General features: G+C 71.1%; 14 protein-coding genes. 9 read left to right on the top strand and 5 right to left on the bottom strand.

What is annotated here, in order from left to right:
• Positions 1-65: 65 nt before the first annotated feature.
• The 4 genes from ACZ60E_RS20575 to ACZ60E_RS20560 form a co-directional block, all read right to left on the bottom strand.
• Positions 66-1109, bottom strand: coding sequence for an L-idonate 5-dehydrogenase (locus ACZ60E_RS20575; protein WP_469442168.1), 1044 nt, complete (start codon positions 1107-1109; stop codon positions 66-68).
• Positions 1110-1133: 24 nt separating this feature from the next.
• Positions 1134-1895, bottom strand: a complete 762-nt coding sequence (locus tag ACZ60E_RS20570) for an SDR family oxidoreductase (protein ID WP_469442167.1) — start codon at positions 1893-1895, stop codon at positions 1134-1136.
• Positions 1896-1948: 53 nt separating this feature from the next.
• Entirely contained in the window at positions 1949-3346 is a 1398-nt protein-coding gene (locus ACZ60E_RS20565; protein ID WP_469442165.1) for a GntT/GntP/DsdX family permease, read from the bottom strand.
• A 91-nt stretch (positions 3347-3437) separates the two neighbouring features.
• A complete protein-coding gene (locus ACZ60E_RS20560) occupies positions 3438-3947 on the bottom strand; it encodes a gluconokinase (protein ID WP_384809519.1) in 510 nt (169 codons plus the stop codon).
• Positions 3948-4109: 162 nt separating this feature from the next.
• Here ACZ60E_RS20560 and ACZ60E_RS20555 point away from each other — a divergent pair, with 162 nt between their 5' ends.
• Positions 4110-4817 carry a FadR/GntR family transcriptional regulator gene (locus ACZ60E_RS20555; RefSeq protein ID WP_384809517.1) on the top strand — a complete coding sequence of 236 codons (708 nt, stop codon included), beginning with the start codon at positions 4110-4112 and terminating at the stop codon, positions 4815-4817.
• 94 nt (positions 4818-4911) lie between these two features.
• Here the strand turns inward: ACZ60E_RS20555 and ACZ60E_RS20550 are convergent, their stop codons facing one another.
• Positions 4912-5331 carry a YchJ family protein gene (locus ACZ60E_RS20550; RefSeq protein WP_384809515.1) on the bottom strand — a complete coding sequence of 140 codons (420 nt, stop codon included), beginning with the start codon at positions 5329-5331 and terminating at the stop codon, positions 4912-4914.
• 374 nt (positions 5332-5705) lie between these two features.
• Here ACZ60E_RS20550 and ACZ60E_RS20545 point away from each other — a divergent pair, with 374 nt between their 5' ends.
• From ACZ60E_RS20545 to ACZ60E_RS20510, 8 genes are all read left to right on the top strand, one after another.
• Positions 5706-7571 carry a phage tail sheath family protein gene (locus ACZ60E_RS20545; protein WP_469442161.1) on the top strand — a complete coding sequence of 622 codons (1866 nt, stop codon included), beginning with the start codon at positions 5706-5708 and terminating at the stop codon, positions 7569-7571.
• 39 nt (positions 7572-7610) lie between these two features.
• Entirely contained in the window at positions 7611-8135 is a 525-nt protein-coding gene (locus ACZ60E_RS20540; RefSeq protein ID WP_055614510.1) for a phage tail protein, read from the top strand.
• A 143-nt stretch (positions 8136-8278) separates the two neighbouring features.
• Positions 8279-9007, top strand: coding sequence for a T4 family baseplate hub assembly chaperone (locus tag ACZ60E_RS20535; RefSeq protein WP_469442158.1), 729 nt, complete (start codon positions 8279-8281; stop codon positions 9005-9007).
• Positions 9000-9779, top strand: a complete 780-nt coding sequence (locus ACZ60E_RS20530; RefSeq protein WP_469442156.1) for a hypothetical protein — start codon at positions 9000-9002, stop codon at positions 9777-9779. The genes ACZ60E_RS20535 and ACZ60E_RS20530 overlap by 8 nt, the downstream gene beginning before the upstream one ends.
• A gap of 58 nt (positions 9780-9837) precedes the next feature.
• Positions 9838-10767: a Pvc16 family protein gene (locus tag ACZ60E_RS20525; protein WP_469442153.1), complete on the top strand. Its 930-nt coding sequence runs from the start codon at positions 9838-9840 to the stop codon at positions 10765-10767.
• Between the two features lie 36 nt (positions 10768-10803).
• Complete coding sequence (locus tag ACZ60E_RS20520; protein ID WP_469442283.1) at positions 10804-12897, top strand: ATP-binding protein; 2094 nt, start codon at positions 10804-10806, stop codon at positions 12895-12897.
• Entirely contained in the window at positions 12888-13220 is a 333-nt protein-coding gene (locus ACZ60E_RS20515; protein ID WP_469442151.1) for a hypothetical protein, read from the top strand. Before ACZ60E_RS20520 ends, ACZ60E_RS20515 begins: the two co-directional genes overlap by 10 nt.
• Positions 13217-19894 carry an eCIS core domain-containing protein gene (locus tag ACZ60E_RS20510; protein ID WP_469442149.1) on the top strand — a complete coding sequence of 2226 codons (6678 nt, stop codon included), beginning with the start codon at positions 13217-13219 and terminating at the stop codon, positions 19892-19894. Before ACZ60E_RS20515 ends, ACZ60E_RS20510 begins: the two co-directional genes overlap by 4 nt.
• Positions 19895-19915 lie beyond the last annotated feature (21 nt).

Here is a 19915-nt window from a genome sequence, read left to right as displayed (position 1 = left end):
GGCGAAAGACAAAAGACTGCGCCGTTCCCCGCGCCCCTAGAGGCTGCGCCGTTCCCTGCGGCCCCCTAAGGGGCTTGGCCCTCGGGGGTGAAGTCCAGCAGGACCTTGCAGGAATTTGCTCTGTCTGCCGCCAGGGCGAAGGCCGATGTCGCTTCGGGGAGGGGGATCACCGCGCTGATCAAGTCGTCGAAGCGTGGCTCGGTCGCCAGGAGCGTGAGGGCCGCGTCGAACTCCTCGTCGAAGCGGAACGCGCCCCTGAGGTCGATCTCCCGGCTGACCAGCAGGTTGCCGGGGAAGCCGCTCAGGCCGGGCGGGAGCATGCCGAGCTGGACCACGACCCCGCCGCGTCGCACCAGGCGCAGGCAGGTCTCCAGGCCGGCCGCGACCCCGGACGCCTCGACCGCCGCGTCCACCTCGGACGGCCGGTCGGGAGAGGCCGGTTCGTCCGCGCGTACGGTGGAGTCGGCGCCCGCGGCCACCGCGTACTCCAGTGCCCGTGGCAGCAGGTCGGTCGCCGTCACGTGCGCGGCCCCCGCCGCCTTCGCCGCCGCGACGACCAGGCAGCCGATGGGGCCGGCCCCGGTCACCAGGACGTGCTTCCCGCGCACGTCGCCGGCCCGGCGCACCGCGTGCAGGGCGACCGACAGCGGTTCGGCGAGGGCGGCCCGGCGCAGCGGAAGATCCGGCGGCAGTGCCCTCAACTGGTCGGCGGGCACCACGACGTGGGCCGCGAATCCGCCCTGTACGTGCGGGGTGCGGGCCGCGCTGCCGAGGTAGCGGGTGTCACGGCACACGTTCCGGCGGCCGGCCACGCACTCCGGGCACACTCCGCACGGGGTGGCGGGGTGCACCGCCACCGCCGTACCCGGGGTGGGAGCCGCGTCGGCCCCGGCTCCGTACGCCAGGACCGTGGCCACGATCTCGTGGCCGAGGACCATCGGCTCGCGGAGCCGGAAGTCGCCCACCCCGCCGTGCCGCCAGTAGTGGAGATCGGACCCGCACACCCCGCCGTAGCGCACCGCGACGAGTGCCTCGCCGGGGCCGGGGGAGGGAGCGGGGAGTTCGTCCACGCGCAGGTCGCCCTGGCCGTGGATCACGCAACCGAGCATGGGAACGGTCCCTTCTTGCGGCACTCAGAGGACGCTGGTCATGCCGCCGTCGACGTAGAGGATCTGGCCGCTGACGAAGTCCGCCGCCGGGGAGGCGAGGAACAGCACGCCGCCGACCAGGTCCTCCGTACGGCCCCAGCGTCCTGCCGGGGTCCGGCGGCGGACCCAGGCGCTGAACTCCGGGTCGTCTACCAGGGGTCGGGTGAGTTCGGTCTCGATGTAGCCGGGGCCTAGCCCGTTCACCTGCACCCCGTGCGGGCCCCAGTCGGCGCACATGCCCTTGGTGAGCATCTTCAGCGCGCCCTTGGTGGCGGCGTACGGCGCGATGCCGGGCCGGGCCACCTCGCTCTGCAGGGAGCAGATGTTGACGATCTTGCCGTGGCCGCGCGCGGTCATGCCCCGGGCGGCCTCGCGGCCCACCAGGAACGCGCTGGTCAGGTTGGTGTCGAGGATGCGGTGCCAGTCGGAGTCGGTGAACTCCATGAGCGGGGACCGCAGTTGCATCCCGGCGTTGTTGACCAGGATGTCCAGCGGGCCCACCCGCTCCTCGACGGCCGCGATCCCGGCGGCCACCGACGGACCGTCGGTCACGTCGAAGGCCGCCGTGTGGACCGCCGTGCCGGGCAGCCGCGCCGCGGCCTCGGCGAGCCGGTCCGGATCGCGGCCGTTCAGCACGACCGTGCAGCCGGCCTCCGCGAGGCCCCGGGCCAGCGCGAGGCCGATGCCCCGGCTGGACCCGGTGACCAGCGCCGTACGGCCGCCGATGTCGAAAAGAGGGTGGGTCATCGCCGTACTGCTCCTTCGTGCGGTGCTTCTCGGGGCCGTACTCCGGTGCCCGGCTAGATCACCAGCGACAGCAGCAGCACCAGGCCTCCGGCGACCACCGAGATGATGGTCTCCATGACCGACCAGGTCTTGATGGTCTGGCCGACGCTGAGGCCGAAGTACTCCTTGACCAGCCAGAACCCGGCGTCGTTCACATGGCTGAAGAACAGCGAACCGGCGCCGATCGCCAGGACGAGCAGCGCGGTGTGCGTGGTCGACATGTCGGCCGCCAGCGGGGCCACCAGACCGGCCGCCGAGATGGTGGCGACGGTCGCGGAACCGGTCGCGAGCCGGATCGCCACCGCGATCAGCCAGGCCAGCAGCAGCGCGGGGATCGACCAGTCCTTCGAGATGTCCAGGATCATCTGGCCCACCCCGCAGTCGATCAGCGTCTGCTTGAAGCCGCCGCCCGCGCCGACGATCAGCAGGATGCCCGCGATGGGGGCGAGCGACTTCTCGACGGTCGAGGACATCCGGCCCTTGGTGAACCCGGCCGCCCGGCCGAGCGTGAACATGGCGACGAGCACGGCCGCGAGCAGCGCGATCAGCGGGGAGCCGATCACGTCGAAGACGCGCTGCACCATGTGCGTCGGGTCGTCGATGACGATGTCCACCAGCGCCTTGGTCAGCATCAGCACGACCGGCAGCATGACGGTGGCGATGGTGGCGCCGAAACCGGGGCGCTTCTCCAGGTCCTCGGAGGCACGCTGGGGGATCATCTTCTCCGGCGCCGGGACGTCCACCCAGCGGGCCGCGTACTTCGAGAAGAGCGGTCCCGCGATGATCACCGTCGGGATGGCGACGAGGATGCCGAGGGCGAGGGTGACACCGAGGTTCGCCTTGACCGCGTCGATCGCGACCAGCGGGCCGGGGTGCGGCGGGATCAGCCCGTGCATCACGGACAGGCCCGCGAGCGCCGGGATGCCGATGCGCATCAGCGAGTAGTTGCCGCGCTTGGCCACCATCAGGACGACCGGGATCAGCAGCACGATGCCGACCTCGAAGAAGAGCGGCAGCCCGATCACCGAGGCGATCAGCACCATTGCCCAGGGCATCGAACGGCCGCCCGCCTTCGCGAGGATCGTGTCGACGATCTGGTCGGCGCCGCCGGAGTCCGCGAGCAGCTTGCCGAGGATCGCGCCGAGCGCGATCAGCACACCCACGCCGGCGACGGTCGAACCGAGACCGGCCGAGAAGCTGGTGATCGCCTTGTCGAGCGGCGCACCGGCGAAGGCGCCGAGCGCCAGCGACCCGATGGTCAGCGCGAGGAAGGCGTGGAGCTTGAACTTGGTGATGAGCAGGACGATGACGGCGATGCCCGCCAGTACGGCGATGCCCAGCTGAGCATGGCCCGCCGAGGTGATCGGCTCGACGGGATCCGCTGCCAGCATCTCGACGCTGAGTCTGGTCACGGTGCAGTTCCTTGCATGGGAGGGGAGAGGGGAGGGCGCCCCGCGGGGAGGCCAGGGGGGTGCAGGGGAGGCGGGAATTCGACGACAGGCCCTAGCGGGCGAGGCCGTCCAGCGCGGTGACCGCTCGGTCGGTGATCTCGTCGGGGCTGCCGGCGACGTCCACCGCGACACCCGTCTCGTCCGCCTGGAGCGGCTGGAGGGTGGCGAACTGCGAGTCGAGGAGCGCCGTGGGCATGAAGTGGCCCTGGCGGTGTGCCATCCGGTCCTCGATGAGCTTGCGGTCACCGGTGAGGTGGACGAAGACGACGTCGGGGGCGGCAGCCCTGAGCCGGTCCCGGTAACTGCGCTTCAGCGCGGAGCTGCTGACCACGCCGCCGAGTCCGGCCCGCCCGTGCGCCCAGGCGCCGATGGCGTCCAGCCAGGGCCGGCGGTCGTCGTCCGTGAGCGGCGTACCGGCCGTCATCTTGGCGATGTTCGCCTCGGGGTGGAAGTCGTCGCCCTCGGCGTAGGGAACGCCGAGCCGGTCCGCAAGCAGGGGCCCGATGGTGGTCTTGCCCGTGCCTGCCACGCCCATCACCACGACGACGTGGGGGGTTGTCATAACTGCCTCGCTGTCTTCTGTCTTCTTCGACATCGGATGGCGGATGAATGTCGGGTGCCGCATCCGTCACGACACTGAAACCCATAGGTCAGATGAATTCAAGAGTCTGTGACGTATAAGTCTGACTTTTTGTTCGCGCTCTGTTCCTCGTACCCTGAACCCATGAGCACACCGGGCCGGGGGCTGCACGGCCATGTACTGGAGAGCCTCGGTCCATCGATCACCGCGGGCGAGTACCCCGCGGGCAGCGTTCTGCGCACGGACGAGCTGGCGCAGCGTTTCGAGGTGTCACGCTCGGTGATGCGTGAGGCGGTCCGCGTCCTGGAGTCGATGCACCTCGTGGAGTCCCGCCGCCGGGTCGGCGTGACCGTCCGTCCCGCGAACGAGTGGAACGTCTACGACCCGCAGGTCATCCGGTGGCGGCTGGCGGGCGCCGACCGGCCGCGCCAGCTGCGCTCGCTGACCGTGCTGCGCTGTGCCGTCGAGCCCGTCGCGGCGGGGCTGGCCGCGAAGTACGCCACGGCCGAGCAGTGCGCCGAGCTGACCGAGTGCGCGCTCGGCATGGTCGCGCACTCACGCGGCCACAAGCTGGAGGGGTACCTCGTCCACGACATCGCCTTCCACCGGATCGTGCTGAACGCCTCCGGCAACGAGATGTTCGCGCGGCTCGGGGACGTGGTCGCCGAGGTGTTGGCCGGGCGTACGCACCATCAGGTGATGTTCGAGGATCCCGATCCCGCGGCGGTGACGCTGCATGTGCAGGTCGCCGAGGCGGTGCGGGCCGGTGACGCGGTGCGGGCGGAGGCTTTGACCCGGGAGGTCGTGGTGGGGGCGCTCCAGGAGTTGGACATCCTCAGTCCTGAGGGGTGACCTGTCCCGGTCTGCTTTCGGGTGCGGGTGCGTCGTGGCTGGTCGCGCCGTTCCCCGCGCCCCTCAAGGGCTGCGCCCTTTGGGGGCTGCGCCCCTATGACACCTCTCCGTCCACGTACACCCATGTGCCGTCCTGTCGTTCGAAGCGGCTTTGTTCGTGGAGTGAGCCGCCTGCGTAGGACGCGCGGAACGTCACCGTGCCCGTCGTGTGGAAGGGCGTGCCCTCCGTCGTGGCGAGGATCTCCAGGCCTGTCCAGCGTGTCGCCCGGTCCAGGCCCAGATGCGTCGGGCGGGTGCGTGGATGCCAGGTGCGCAGCAGATATGCCTCGTCGCGCTTGACGAACGCGCAGTAGCGCGAGCGCATCAGTGCCTCGGCGGTCGGCGCCGCGCCCTCACCCCGGTGAAACCGGCCACAGCACTCCTCGTACGTCTTCGCAAGACCGCAAGGGCAGGAGGGGTTGTGCGCCGGAGCGGAACGGCGCTGGTTGCGGGACTGCGGGGTGCGTCGGGACATGCGCTCCATTCTGCTGCACCACGCCCTGTGGCGGATCAGTGAATCAGGCGCCGCGACACGAGTACATCGTGTGCGAGCTGTGCGCGGTGCCCTCCATCGAATCTCCTTCAGGGGTGGCGTGAACACGCCTTGCATGCGCAACTACCCAGCCAACAGGGTGGATTGAGCACTTGAGCATCAGGAGTCACAAGCGTGCTGCTTGACCCCGGACGGCCGTCCGGCCGGGGCACTGACGGGGGAAGCTGATGCGGTGTCGTGGACCGGCGTGCCTTCCGCACGTCCGGAGACCTCTGCGTGCGCCGGACGTGTTACCACCCCCTCTGCCGCCTCTTGGTGCATGTCATCCGGTGCCCGAGATCCGATGAGGAGGGGGAATGCCGATGAACGCGGTGAACACTGCCAGGCCCACGTATCCCGGCGTCTACGTCGAAGAACTTCCCAGCAGCGCACGGACCGTCTCGACCGTCACCACCTCGGTGACCGCCTTCGTGGGGCACACCCGGCGCGGCCCGCTGGACGAGCCGGTGCGTGTCACGAGTTTCACCGAGTTCGAGCGCCGCTTCGGGGGCCTGAGTTCGCGCGGCGCCGTCGGCTACGCGGTGCACCAGTTCTTCGGCAACGGCGGCACGGTCGCCGTGATCGTCCGCGTCGCCAAAGCGAACACCGGAAAGGCCGCCCGGGTCACCCTGGAGTCCACCGAGGGCCACAGCGGGAGCGCGGTCCTCGACGTGCACGCCAAGGAATTCGGCGTATGGGGCAACGGCCTGCGCGTCGCCGTCGACCACGACACGCCCCGCCCGGAAGAGACCTTCAACCTGCGGGTGTACGACGCCAGGGGCCGGGCCCGTGAGAGCTTCACCGGGCTGTCCATGGAGACCGCGCACGGCCGGTACGCGCCGACCGTGATCAACGCCGGGTCGCGGCTCGTCCGCGTCGAGGCCGTGGGCGAGGGCCGGCCCGACCCGTCCGGCACCGTCTCCAAGCCGTTCGGGCACGACCTGCCCGACCTCGCCGTCGACCTGACCGTCAAGATCGGTGACGTCGAGCGCGAGTTCACGCTGTACGACCCCGACTGCGACGGCGAATCCCCTTCCAACGTCGCCGAGTTGGCCCTGCTGCTCGAACGCAAGCTGCGGGCGCTGCCCGACGCGCCGGGACGGCACGCCTTCGCGGGCGCCGAGGTCACCGCCTTCGGCCGGCGCCTCCAGGTCGTGGCGGGCTCCACCGACCCCGACGACGTCGTCCGGTTCGTCGGCGAGTGCGCCAACGACCTGGGCCTTGAGGCCTCCGTCAACCCGCCCGTCTTCCCGCTGGAGGGCGGCGAGGACGGCGAGGCCCCAGGACCGCGCGACCTCATCGGCAGCGAGGCCGGCAAGACCGGCCTCCAGGCGCTGCGCGGCGTCGCGGACGTCAACCTGCTCGTCCTGCCGGAACTCGCGGCGTACGAGTCGACCGACGACGCGATCACGGTCGTCTCCGCGGCCCAGCGGCTCTGCGAGGAGCGGCGGATCTTCCTGCTCGTCGATTCGCCCGGCACCTGGGTGAGCGTGGACACCGCCCGCGCCGGACTCGCCGCCTTCGACGCCGTCCGCGGCAACCACGCGGGCCTGTACTTCCCGCATCTGCAGCTGACCGACCCGCTCACCGGACGGCTGCGGTCCTTCCCGCCGTCGGGCGCGGTCGCGGGGGTCATCGCGCGCACCGACTCCGAGCGCGGGGTGTGGAAGGCGCCGGCCGGCACCGAGGCACGGCTCGCGGGAGTCCACTCGCTGACCGTCGACCTCACCGACCGGGAGAGCGGCCTGCTCAACCCGCTCGGCGTCAACTGCCTGCGCACCCTGCCGCTGGTGGGCCCCCTCGTCTGGGGCGCGCGCACCCTGGAGGGCTCCGACGCGCTCGACAGCGAGTGGAAGTACGTCCCCGTACGACGGCTCGCCCTGCATGTCGAGGAGAGCCTGCAACGCGGCCTGCAATGGGTGGTGTTCGAGCCCAACGACGAGAACCTGTGGCAGCAGATCCGCCTCGGCGCCTCCTCGTACCTGCACACGCTGTTCCGCCAGGGCGCCTTCAAGGGCGGCACTCCGCGGGAGGCGTACTTCGTCAAGTGCGACCGCGACACCACGACGGACGAGGACATCGCGAACGGCGTCGTCAACGTCCTGGTCGGCATCGCACCGGTCAGGCCGGCCGAGTTCGTCGTCGTCAGGATCCAGCAGACGTCCGGGCAGTTCGAGCTCTAGACGCCATGAGTCCCATGAGGGAGAACGTGAAGGAAACCGATGGCTGAGTTCACTGTCAACGCCCAGCGCTTCGACCCCTACAAGAACTTCAAGTTCCTCGTGCTGTGGGACGGTCGCACGGTCGCGGGGATCAGCAAGATCAGTCCACTGAAGCGGACCACCGAGGTCGTCAAGCACCGGCACGGCGGCGACCCCAGCTCCCCGCGCAAGTCGCCCGGGCGCTCCGAGTTCGAGGGCATCACGCTGGAGCGCGGGGTCACCCACGATCCCGAGTTCGACCGCTGGGCCAACAAGGTCTGGCAGGTCGGCGCGGGCCTCGGCTCCGAGGTGTCCCTCGCCGACTTCCGCAAGGACATCGTGATCCAGGTCCTCAACGAGGCGGGTCAGGTGGCCGTCTCGCACAAGCTCTACCGGACCTGGCCGAGCGAGTACCAGGTGCTCGGCGAGCTGGACGCCAACGCCAACGCGGTGGCCATCCAGTCGCTGAAGCTCGAATGCGAGGGCTGGGAGCGGGACTACGAGGTGCCCGAGCCGGAGGAGCCCTCGTTCCTGAACCCCGCCTGACCGGCGCGGGGTCGCACGACGGCTGGGACGGCTAGGACAGCCGGGCCAGCCGGGACAGCTGGAGCAGCTGGGACGGCAAGGGCAGCGGGGGCAGCGGGGGCAGGTACGGGCCGGTACGGCCAGTAAGGAACGGGGGGCGGGACATGACGATCACTCGGGCGGCCGAGCTGCTCACCACCTGGGAGACCGGGCTCGTCCAGGCCTCCTCCGGACGCGCCCTGCTGCTCCACCGCGCGGCCCGCCCGGACACCGGGGCCGAGACGCTGTCCACGCTGCCGGTGGGCGAGCGGGAGGCGGACCTCTTCGCGCTGCGCCGGACCCTGTTCGGCGAACGGATGCAGGTCCGCCTCGGCTGTTCCGCCTGCGGCGAGGACATGGAATTCGACCTCGACGCCGGGGAGTTGGCCCGGTCGACAGGCAGTCCCGCCCCTCCCTCGGTGCGGGTCGCCGAGGACGGCTGGGAGATCGAACTCCGGGTGCCGAGTGCCGCCGACCTGACGGCGGCGGCCCGGCACCCGGAACCCCGCCTGGCCCTGTTGGAACGGTGCGTCGTCTCGGCCATACGCGATGGAGCGGACGTCCCCGCCGACGCGCTGCCCGAAGAGGTGCGGCGCCGGCTCGCCGAGGCCGCACAGGAGGCCGACCCGGGCGCCGACCTCACGCTCAACGTCAACTGCCCCGAGTGCGGAGCGGCCACCCGCGCCGAACTCGACATCGCCTCCTATCTGTGGACCGAACTGGACGCCTGGGCGCGCGACGTCCTCCTCGACGTCCATCTGCTCGCCACCGCCTACGGCTGGAGCGAGCCGGAGATCCTTGCGCTGAGCCCGCTGCGGCGCCGCTACTACCTGGAGCTGTGTGCCGATGTCTGACCCCTTGGCCGATTCCTTGGGAGGGCGCCCCGAGCGGGAGCGGGCGTCACGGGCGCCCGACTTCTTCGACCGGCTGCTCGCCCGGCACACCCCGGCCGCCGCGCCGCCCGCGGACGTGGTGCGGCTGCGACCGCGCCTGGCCGGCCCCTTCGAACGGGCCGAGGCGGTACGGGCCACCGCGCCCGAGCCGGACACGGCGGGCCCACTGTGGCCGACCGCACCCCAACAAGGCCTACCGGAGCCGGACTTGGCGGGACTGACCGTGCGCGAGGTCCAGCTTCGTACGGAGCGCGAGCGGACCGTCGTACGGGCCGGGCGGCCGGTGTCCGAGGAGCCGGCGCCCCGGCCCGTGCCGCGTGACCTGCCCGAGGCGCCGTTGCTGCGGCCCGCCGCCGGGCTCCTACCGGCGTTGCGGCCCGTGCCCGACCCGGTGCGGCGTTCCGCCGGACGGGGCGAGCCGGAGCGGGCCTCCTCCCCGAGGGCGGTGTCCGGCCCCTTCCCCTCGGGCGGGGGCGTCGCTTCCCCTGCCGCCGTGTCCGCCGCGCTGCGACCCGGCACCGCGGACACGGCGGCGGCCCGCGACGCCGTACGGCAGGCCGCGGGCCGACGGTCCGGGCGCGGCGGCGAACAGGTGGTCCAGGTGCAGATCGGGCGCCTCGAAGTGACGGCGGCCGGGGCCGCCCCGGCCGGCGGCAGCCGTCGGCCCACCGCCCCCGGCCGACCGGCGGCGACCGTGAGCCTGGCGGACTACTTGGCGAGGGGGCGCGAGTGAGACACACGAAAGCCGGCTGCCGACCGATCAGCGCACGACGGACCGAGGAACTGGCCTCATGAGCAACGCACTTGCCATCGCCCACGTCACCCAGGCCCTCGCCCTGCTGATCGAGGCCAACCTCCAGCCCGAGATCGACATGGCCGTCAAGGTCGAGCCGCGCAAGCCGTCGGCCGACCCGCCCGCCGAGCCCACGATCACCGTCTTCCTCTACCAGGTCACCCCCAACACCTCGCAGCGCGCCACCGACCTGCCGACGCGTGCCCTGGACGGCACACTGCTGAAGCGGGCCGCGACGGCGCTGGACCTGCACTTCCTCATCAGCGCGTACGGCGACGAGACGGAACTGGTCGGCCAGCGGCTGATCGGCTCCGTCGTACGCACGCTGCACGAGATCCCCGTCCTGCCCCTCGACATCATCGAACTCGCGGGGGAGAAGCCGTACTTGGCGGACAGCGACCTCGCCGGAGCGGCACAGCGGGTGAGGTTCACGCCCACGGTGATGGACATCGACGAGACCTCGAAGCTCTGGGGGATGCTCCACCAGACCCCGTACACCCTCTCGGTGGTCTACCAGGCGGCGCTCGTCCTCATCGAGGGCCGCGAGACACCGGTGCCGGCGAAGCCGGTGGAGCGGTCGACGGTACGGGTGACGCCGAACGGCGGCGCGCCCGCCGAAACCGCCGCCGCGCAGGAACCGGCCGGGGTGTCGGCCGGGGTGTCGGCCGAGGCATCGACCGGGACATCAGGCGGGGCAACGGGCGGGACAGCCACCGGAACGACCTCCGCGAAGGCGGTGAAGGCGCCGACGAAAGCGCCGGTGAGGGCTGCGGCCAAGGCACCGGCCCGTACCCGTAAGGGGGCGCAGCCCGGCAAGGCGGCCCAGTCTGGCAAGGTCCCGCGCGGCGCGGCCAAGGGCACGACGCCCGCGACCCCCACGGACTCCGCGACCGCCCCCGACGGCGGTCCCGACCGCACGGAGCGGTGAGGCGGCATGCGGACGACGGGGGCAGGCGGTAAGGGCATGGGCGGGCACGAGCCGGGCGGGGCGAGCGCAGGGGGCGGCGGCGCGACGCTGACCTCGGAGATGCGGCGCGTCCTCGCCCACGTCGACGCGCACGCGTCCCGGGTTTCCAGGGTGTCCCGCGCGTCCCAGGCGAACGAGTCGGCCACCACCGGGGTCGCCACAGAGGCCGGTACAGAGGCCGGTACAGAGGCCGGTACAGATGTCGGCACGGGCGCCGGTGCGGACGGCGCCGACGGTTCCGTACGGAATCCGGCCGGTGCGGCGGGCCCGGGGACGGGCCCCCTCGACGCGCTGGTCGACTGCTTCGGGCTCACCCCGTTCGAGCGGGACCTCGTACTCCTCACCGCCGCCTGCGAGTTGGACGCCACGACCGCCGCCCGCTGTGCCGCGGCGAGCGGTGACCCGGAGCGCGCGTACCCCACGTTCTCGCTCGCCCTGGCCGCGCTCGCCGAACCGCACTGGAGCGCGCTGACCCCGGTCGCGCCCCTGCGCCGCTGGCGGATCGTCGAGCCGGCCGACGAGTCACGGCAGTCCCTGACCCTGTCCCGGCTGCGGCTCGACGAACGCGTCCTGCACTTCCTCCTCGGTTCGCCCTATCTGGACGCGCGCCTGCACGGCCAGTTGCGCCGCGCACCGGTCCCCGAGGAACTGCCGCCGTCGTACGCCCTGGCCGCGACCCGGATCGCCGACGGCTGGACCACGCGTGCCCGGCCCGACGCGCCGCTGCTCGTCGAGGTGGTCGGCGGTGATCTGCGCAGCCGGGCCGACATCGCCGCCGCCGCGGCCGGCCGCTCCGGGCTCGCCCTGTACGCGATGAACGCCGAGGACATCCCGACCGCCCCCGCCGACCGCGACCTGCTGGCCCGGCTGTGGCAGCGCGAGGCGATCCTGCTGCCCGCCGCCCTGCTCGTGGAGGCGGGCGAACTCGACCGCGACCAGCACGCGGCGACCGACGCGTTCCTCGCCGGGGCGGCCGTTCCCGTCGTCGTGTCGAGCCCCGACCCGCGTCGGTCCGACCGGACGCGCGGCGAACGGGTGACGGTGCCGAGCCTGGACGACGAGGAACAACTAGCCCTGTGGACCGGCGCGTTCGAGGACGTCGTCGACATCGGAGAGGGCGAACTGCGGGCGCTGGTGGCCCAGTTCCAGCTGCCGCCCCATGTCGTACGGTCCGCTGCGGACGCCGTACGCCGTGAGCTGCCGGCCGAGGACGCGCCTGACCCCGCACCCGACCCCGCGCTCCTCGCCTGGCGGGCCGGGCTGAACGAGGCCCGGATCGGCATGGACGAACTGGGCCGCCGCATCGAGCCGGACGCGGGCTGGGGCGACCTGGTGCTGCACGAACGGCAGACGAGCGTGCTGCGGGAGATCGTCGCGCATGTGCGGCAGCGAGCGACGGTCCACCAGGAGTGGGGCTTCGCCGCCACCCTGCGCCGGGGCCTCGGCGTCACCGCGCTCTTCGCGGGCGGCTCGGGTACCGGCAAGACCCTCGCGGCCGAGGTCATGGCCAAGGAACTGAGCCTGGACCTCTTCGTCATCGACCTGTCCCAGGTGGTCAGCAAGTACATCGGCGAGACCGAGAAGAACCTGCGCCGCGTCTTCGACGCCGCCGAACGCGGCGGCGCGCTCCTCCTGTTCGACGAGGCCGACGCCCTCTTCGGCAAGCGCAGCGAGGTCAAGGACAGCCACGACCGGTACGCCAACCTCGAAGTCAGCTATCTGCTCATGCGCATGGAGGCGTACCGGGGTCTCGCGATCCTCACCACCAACATGAAGAAGGCCCTGGACACGGCGTTCCTGCGGCGGATCCGGTTCGTCGTCGACTTCCCGTTCCCGGCCGAGCACGAGCGCGCCGAGATCTGGCGCCGCGTGCTGCCGCCGCAAACCCCGGTGAAGGGCATCGAACCGGAGCTGCTGGCCCAACTGACCGTCGCGGGCGGCTCGATCCGCAACATCGCGCTCTCCGGAGCGTTCCTCGCCGCCGAGGAGGGCGACCGCCTGCAGATGCGGCACATGCTCGCGGCGGCGCGCACCGAGTACCTCAAGCTGGAGCGCTCCCTCACCCCCGGGGAGGTCCGCGGATGGGTGTGAACGGCGTGAACGACGTGAGCGGGAGCGGGAACGGGGGCGCGGGCAGGCGGCCGGACGCGATCCGGGTGGACATCGGCGAACTCGTCCTCGACGGCTTCCGCGTGGACCCCGACCGGGTGTCCACCGCGTTCACACACGAACTGACCCGGCTGGTACGGGAACACGGCGTGCCGCTGGCCACCGGGCGGGGCGCGGTGACGCTGGACGCGCTGTCCGGCCTGCCGCCGCTGCCCGCCGGGCTGTCGGCACGCAGGCTCGGCCAGGAGCTGGCCCGGGCCGTGCACGCGGGCCTCTCCGGCGAGGGCGAGGTGCAGCCTTCATGAGCGTCAACTCACCTACACAGGAGGCCAGTTCGGAACAGGCCGTCGAACAGCGGCGCCGCAAACGCAAGGAGCGCGCGGCCAAGTCCCGGGCGCCCGAGCCGAAGGACATCGTCAGCGGCGCGGGACAGCCGCTCGACGTCGGCGTGCGGAGGGAGCTGGAGGAACAGCTCGGGCACGACCTCGGCCGCGTACGGCTGCACACCGGGCGGGACGCCGGACAGCTGACCGAACTGCTCGGCGCGGACGCCGTCGCCGTCGGCCAGGACGTCTTCTTCCGCGAGGGCGCCTACCGCCCCGGCACGGCCGACGGCCAACGCCTGCTCGCCCACGAGCTGTTGCACACCGTGCAGAACCCCGACGGCCTCGGCACCCTGCGGGCCGGCCGCGACCTCGGCGCGGTGAGCCTCCCGCACCAGCCGATCGAACAGGAGGCGGAATCGGCCGCCCAGACCCTTGTACGCCCGACCACCGAGCAGTCCGAGCAGTCCGAGCGGTCCGCGAAGGAGCCCGCTTCGGAGGTGGCACCGGGCCAGGCCACGCCGGGCTGGCTGCGCTACGCCACGGTGGACGCCGACCGCAACCGGCTGGAGCAGATCGACCCGGCGACCCTCGTGGACCGCTTGACGAACTCGGTCGTGCGGTCCCTGCGCGGTGACCCGGAGGACCGCTCCAAGCGCACCCGCCACCAACTCGCGCGACTGCCCGAGGAGTTGCTGGACGGCGTTCTCGACCGGCTGGAGGACCGGCTGCTCGGCTCGGAGCACGACCGGGTGCTCGACCTGGTCGAGGAGATCGAGGCCGACGGAGACCTGCCGGAGGAGCCCGACGCGTACGAGACCCCGGCGGTCGAGGCCGACGCGGCCGGGGAGCTGCGGGTCCGGCGGGAGAGCGAGCGGCGTGCGGCCGAGGAGGCGCAGGCCGAGGAGCAGGGGACCGGGGAGGCGCCGGGGCCGGAGAAGGAGCCGTCGGGCGCGGAGGGGGCGGCGGGTTCCACACCGGAGAACGTGAGCGCCGGGCCGGGCGGCGGCCGGGATGCGGAGCAGCAGCAGGCTTCGCCCGGGGCGGCACAGTCCCCGGGCGCGCGGCAGTCCGGTGAGAGGACGACCGCGGGCTCCGACGCGCAGGGTGGAGCGGCGACGGGCGGGGCAGAGAAGGGCGGGGCGGAGAAGAAGGAGGCGAAAGAGGACCGGGCCGCAGCCGGGGACCAGAGTGGCGGCAAGAGCGGTGGGGCGCAGAAGGAGGGCGGGGCGGACAAGGGGGCCGCGGAGGAGCGGAACGCACCCGCGGCGAGCAAGGAGGAGTCCGCCGCCAAGAACCGTCCGGGCGCCGTCGACGCGCTCGTGGCGGGGCAGCACCCCAAGCCGGCGGACAAGGCCGGGCAGCCGAAGCCGACGGGTTCGCCCACGGTGGCCGGCAAGGACACCCAGCTGCCCGCCCGGCTCAGCCGGCTCGACGGCGTACGCAACCAGGATCTCGAAGGCCCCGAAGAGACCGCCGACGAGGACCCCTTCGGCTCCGGCAGCGAGTCCGAGGTCGAGGTCGGCGGCGGGGAGAAGAGCGCCTGGGACACCAAGCTCCAGCCCGAGGACTTCATCCCGGAGCACGACCCCGATATCTCCGGCATACCGACCGCGGACGCGTCGGACCCGTCCTCGGCCGCCGCCACGGCTGCCCCGTCGTTCTCCGCGCCCCCGGTGACCAGGGCCGACAAGGTGCAGGCGGAACGGGACGCGGAGGACGCGGAGGACGCGGCGGCGGAGGCCGAAGCAGGGTCCGAGTCCGAGTCCGATTCCGGGGACGTCATCGAGTCCGCCGGCACGAACCCGGCGGACGCGGAGGCCGGCCCGGAATCCGGTCCGGGCGACAGCCGGTTCGGTGGTCTCGCGGTGGAGCAGGCCGCCGCGCCGCTGTCCGTGTCGGGCGTACCGGCGAGGGACCCGAAGAGCGGCGCCGACCCCAAGGCCGGACCGGTGGCCGCGCAGACGGCGGTGCAGCAGGCCCCCGGCAGGTCCGAGGGCGGCGCCGAGAGCGGCGGAGAAGTACGGGAGACGGCGGCCAAGGAGGAGAAGGGCACTCCTGCCGGGGGCGAGAAGGCGGGCGGAGCGCAGGAGAAGGCTTCCCCGCAGGCGAGTCCGGCTTCGGGCGCGGGAGCGGGCGCGAGCTCGGGCTCGGGCTCGGCTGCTGTTACGAGTCCGCAGGCGTCGTCGGCAACGGCGTCAGCGGGGTCTGCGGGGTCCTCGGCGGGGACGAGTACGTCGGCGACGGAGTCCGGGACCGCGTCACCCGCACGAGACAGCCATGTCTCCGGCAACACGTCCGGGAGCGGGGCCGGAACAGCGACCGGTACGACGGAATCCCCGGCAGCACAGACACTCACCTCTCAGCCCGAGCCCGAGCCCGAATCCGCGCCCGAGCCCGTCCAGACCGCTACCGCGACCACTCCCGCAGCCGCTCCCGGCTCCCGGGCCACGGCGGGCAGGTCGGCGCCGGCCGCGAAGGGGTCGCGCGGAGGCGGCGGAGGCAGGGGTGGAGGCGGCGGCAGTGCCGCTGTGCCGGCCGCCCGGGGCGGCAAAGGCGGCAAGAAGGACTCCGCCCCGGCTCCGAACCTCTCGCAGGTGTCCCCGGAAGCGGGCCTGTCCACGGCCTCGAATCTGAAGCCCCACAGGGCACTTGAGGCCATGGGCGGGGTGAGCGGCTCGGTCGACCGTACCGTCGGCGACGAGCACAAGGCACTCGCCGCCGCCCCGCCCTCGATGCAGCGACCCGCCGGTGCGCCCCAGACCCTCCAGGGCAAACCGAAGGCCGACGCACCCGCGCAGTACTCCCAGGACCCGGCGCGCAAGTCCGAGGCGCCCGAGGAGGAGAAGGCCGAGGTCAAGGGCGCCAAGGAGCCCGAGGGCCAGATCGAGGCCGAGAAGGCGGAGGAGCCGGACGGCTGGGACACCTTCAAGATGGCCCTGGGCTTCGGGATCGGCTGGCTCGCGGACAAACTCGGCTTCGAGGTGGACGCACAGGAACTGGCCGCGAAGTTCGCCGGGCTGCCGACGAAGGACGAGGCGCTCAAGCAGGCCCAGGCGGGCAACGCGCCGGGCGTGGAACTGCAGGGCGAGGCGGAGGGCGCGGCCGGCGAACAGGGCGCCGCGGTCGACACCAAGGGCCAGGACACCGTCACGACGGGCCGCGACGACGCGGCCCGCCCCATGGGCGAGAACCAGGTCTACCCCGACGCCCCCAAGGAGCAGCTGACGGCGAAGGTGCCCGGCGCCGAGGGCGGCAAGGGCGGCGGGCCGGAGGGCGGGGCGTCCACCGGGGCCGTACCCCCCGAGGCGGCCTCCGAGGTGGCGGAGCACGACAGGGGGCCGCAGTTCAGGGCGGCGTTCAGTGACGGCCAGAAGGGGATCTCCGAGGGGCGGCAGACCAAGGACCGGGACTTCCGCGACTCGCAGGCGAAGCACAAGCAGAAGGTCGACGCCGAGATAGCGGCGAACACCGAGAGCCAGGCGGGCGAGCGCGAGAAGGCACTCGGGGACGTGACCGCTCAGCGTGCCGACTGGCGCAAGGAGCAGGACGAGGAACTCAAGAACCTCGGTACGAAGAAGACCGAGCGGCACGACAAGGTCCGCAAGGACGTCCAGGACAAGGAGAAGAAGACAGACGACGACGTCGCCAAGGAGAAGACGGACGGCGACAAGAAGATCCAGGACGCGAACACCAAGGCGGAACAGGACGCCGAGAAGAAGCGCGACGACAGCGTCAACGAGTCGGGCAACTGGATCAGCAAGGCCTTCGACTGGCTCAAAGAGAAGGTCATCGAGATCAAGAACGCGATCGTCCGTGTCATCAGAGCGGCACGGGACGCGGTCATCGGTTTCATCAAGAACTTCAGGACCACGGTCGAACGCTGGATCAACGAGGCACGCAAGTTCATCGTCGACGCGATCAAGAACCTGATCGACGACCTGATCGAATTCGCGAAGGCCCTGGTCAGCGGAATAATCGAACTGGCCGCGCGGATAAGGAAATTCATCAGCAATCTCATCTCGGCGGCGATCGCCCTGGTGAACCGGCTGGCGAAACTGCTGAAGCAGATCGTCACGGATCTGCTGAACGCCATCGGGAAACTCCTGGGCAGCATCCTGAGCATTCTGCGGAAGATGCTGCTCGATGTGGTCAAGGCCGTGGTCGCGGCGGTGAAGACGGTCCTGGACTACGCGTCGAAACTCCTCGGCGCGCTCGGCGAGTTCATGATGATCGCCGTCGACTTCCTCTCCGACCCGGGCGGCTGGCTGAGCGGGGCGAAGAACTCCGCCGTCGACGGGGCGAAGAACCACCTCTTCCGTGAGGTCCAGGCGGCGGTGAAACAGTGGTTCCAGTCGAAGATCGAGGAGATCATCGGCATTCCGAAGGCGATCATCGACAAGCTCCTCAAGGGCGGCTTCACCCTGGAGCGGATCGTCAAGGAGACGTGGGACGCGATCGTCCCGCAACTTCCCTTCATCATCGGCGAGATCGTCATCACGAAGGTCATCGCCAAACTCATCCCCGGGGCGGGCTGGGCGATGGCGGTCATCGACGCCGTCCGTACGGCGATCGGCGCCCTCAGCGAGATCCTGCGCGCGATCGGCGCGGTCATCACCTGGCTGCGCGCGGTCCGCCAGGGCGGCGCGGGCATCCTCTTCGCGAAGGCGGTGGCGGCGGGCATCGTCGCCCTCCTGGAACTCGCGTACGAGGCGCTGCTCAGCGGCATCGGCAAGTACGTGGCGAAGGTCGGCCGCCGCCTGAAGGGCGTGGCGGCCAAACTGGGCAAGGAGAAACCGACCGGCGGTGACGGCAGGGCCCCGGCGGACGGGTCCGCGGACGACCGGGGCAACACGGCAAGGCCCCGGCCGGCAACCGCGGCGTCCCCGGCACCCAGGCCGAGCAGGAGCCCCGGCACGACACCCACCCCGAGAAAGCCCCCGACGACCACAGCTCCGAAGAAGCCGACGACCACGGGTCCGACAAGGCCCAAGACACAGGCCCCGGCCAAGGACACGTCCAAGCCCGGCCCCGCGGCCCCGACGGTCGACACCAGGAAGCCCACGACCAACGACAAGAACGGCCGCCCGAAGACGAAGGAGGACGAAAGGCCGGACACCCGCCCGACCCCGTCCCCGAAGTCCAAGCCCCAACCGACCCCGCGCCCGAAGCCGGAACCGGCCCCGACAGCCCACCCGAACCCCGACACCCCGGGCAGGCCCAAGGAGGGCCAGGGCTCGACGCCGTCGAAGTCCGCCGACGACAGGACTCCCGCCGGGTCCAGGACCCCCGAGAAGCCCAAGACGGACCCCATGACGGACAGGGAAGGTCCGGGCAGGCCCAAGTCCGACAAGGGATCCCCCGGCGAACCGAAGAAGGACGGCAAGACGCCGGGCGCGCGCAAGGACCAGGACGCGAAGAGGCCGAAGGACGGGGACAAGGAAGGCTCGGGCAAACCCAGGTCGGACAAGGGTGCCGACAGGAAGCCGAAGCTCGACAAGGACGGTGGCCCCAAGAACAGGCAGAGCAAGGACGACAAGAGGGACAAGAGGAAGGAAGAAGAGACTTCCGACGACGCCAAGAAGAGACGTCTCGATGCGATCGTCGCGCGCATCCGCAGGATCCTCGCCGACCGACTTGATGACGGCCTCTCGACCCAGCAGCATCAGGAACTACTGAACGTGCTGCGGGAGCACTTCAGGCTGACCCGCCTGGTGAGGGCCGGTGGCGATCCGAACTTCGTTGTGATTGCGACGCTCAATCCCAGCAGGCCGGTGATCCGGGGAAAGAACAATCTGCAGGGTGACGTCAAGGACTACCTGGACGTCATGAGCGACCCGGATCTGCCCGCCACGACGGTGCCCGCGTTCTCCAACAACGAACTCGCCCACGACTTCGAGGCGCGGTACATCACGAAGGCATACGCCAACAGTCATGGATCAAGTGCTGACACCGCACCTCGCAATGAGCCGGAAGGTTTCCGGCACCTCAACCTGCACGGGCTCAACACCGACCCTTCGAACTGGTGGGTCCGTATGCATCTGCTCTCCGACCAGTTGGGCGGGCCGGCGTTGGGCTCGAACCTCGTACCTGCCAGAGGGCCCTCGGTGAACACCAAGTTCAAGGATGAAATCGAGAAGCACGCGTACGGGTACCTGGGGGTGAGCGAGCAGGCGACGAACAAGAAGGCCATCTGGTATCGCATTCGCGTGAACTACCACCCCGGTCCGTACACCGGATTCCCCAGCTATCTGCAGGCTCGATGGGGCAGGCACGAGCTCCAGAGGCACAGGAACACCAGCAAGTGGGTCACGATGGACGCCTCCAAGGGGGGCGTCCATGAGCAGCACGCGACCCCTGAGAAGCCTCCTCAGCCGGGTAGCACGTCAAAAATCACCGTCAACAGTGCCACCCGGGGACAGTTGAAGCACCTGCTCCACATCACTCCGGAGTTCGCGGATCTCGTGTACAAGGCGATCGAGAAATTCCAGCTGGAGAATGTGCGAGAGGTCAGGAGTGTGGGTGAGCTTGTCACGGCGATCCTCCGTTACGAGCAGGCGAGAATGGCCAAGGGGGGCAGGTCGAAATCCTACTTCCCGGACTTCGAGAAAAGGCTTGCGGACATCCGCCGGAGCGGAGGCTCGCTTCCCTTCTAGATTTCAGACCTTTCGCTTTGA

It is taken from the genome of Streptomyces sp. NPDC102514 (genome assembly GCF_055584525.1).
Note: the sequence above shows the minus strand (reverse complement) of the source record. Positions and strands in the feature narration are given on the sequence as shown.

Coding starts and splice junctions, on each gene's coding strand:
- ACZ60E_RS20575 (WP_469442168.1), bottom strand. CDS start 1,109: ATGCTCGGTTGCGTGATCCACGGCCAGGGCGACCTGCGCGTGGACGAA.
- ACZ60E_RS20570 (WP_469442167.1), bottom strand. CDS start 1,895: ATGACCCACCCTCTTTTCGACATCGGCGGCCGTACGGCGCTGGTCACC.
- ACZ60E_RS20560 (WP_384809519.1), bottom strand. CDS start 3,947: ATGACAACCCCCCACGTCGTCGTGGTGATGGGCGTGGCAGGCACGGGC.
- ACZ60E_RS20555 (WP_384809517.1), top strand. CDS start 4,110: ATGAGCACACCGGGCCGGGGGCTGCACGGCCATGTACTGGAGAGCCTC.
- ACZ60E_RS20550 (WP_384809515.1), bottom strand. CDS start 5,331: ATGTCCCGACGCACCCCGCAGTCCCGCAACCAGCGCCGTTCCGCTCCG.
- ACZ60E_RS20545 (WP_469442161.1), top strand. CDS start 5,706: ATGCCGATGAACGCGGTGAACACTGCCAGGCCCACGTATCCCGGCGTC.
- ACZ60E_RS20540 (WP_055614510.1), top strand. CDS start 7,611: ATGGCTGAGTTCACTGTCAACGCCCAGCGCTTCGACCCCTACAAGAAC.
- ACZ60E_RS20535 (WP_469442158.1), top strand. CDS start 8,279: ATGACGATCACTCGGGCGGCCGAGCTGCTCACCACCTGGGAGACCGGG.
- ACZ60E_RS20530 (WP_469442156.1), top strand. CDS start 9,000: ATGTCTGACCCCTTGGCCGATTCCTTGGGAGGGCGCCCCGAGCGGGAG.
- ACZ60E_RS20525 (WP_469442153.1), top strand. CDS start 9,838: ATGAGCAACGCACTTGCCATCGCCCACGTCACCCAGGCCCTCGCCCTG.
- ACZ60E_RS20520 (WP_469442283.1), top strand. CDS start 10,804: ATGGGCGGGCACGAGCCGGGCGGGGCGAGCGCAGGGGGCGGCGGCGCG.
- ACZ60E_RS20515 (WP_469442151.1), top strand. CDS start 12,888: ATGGGTGTGAACGGCGTGAACGACGTGAGCGGGAGCGGGAACGGGGGC.
- ACZ60E_RS20510 (WP_469442149.1), top strand. CDS start 13,217: ATGAGCGTCAACTCACCTACACAGGAGGCCAGTTCGGAACAGGCCGTC.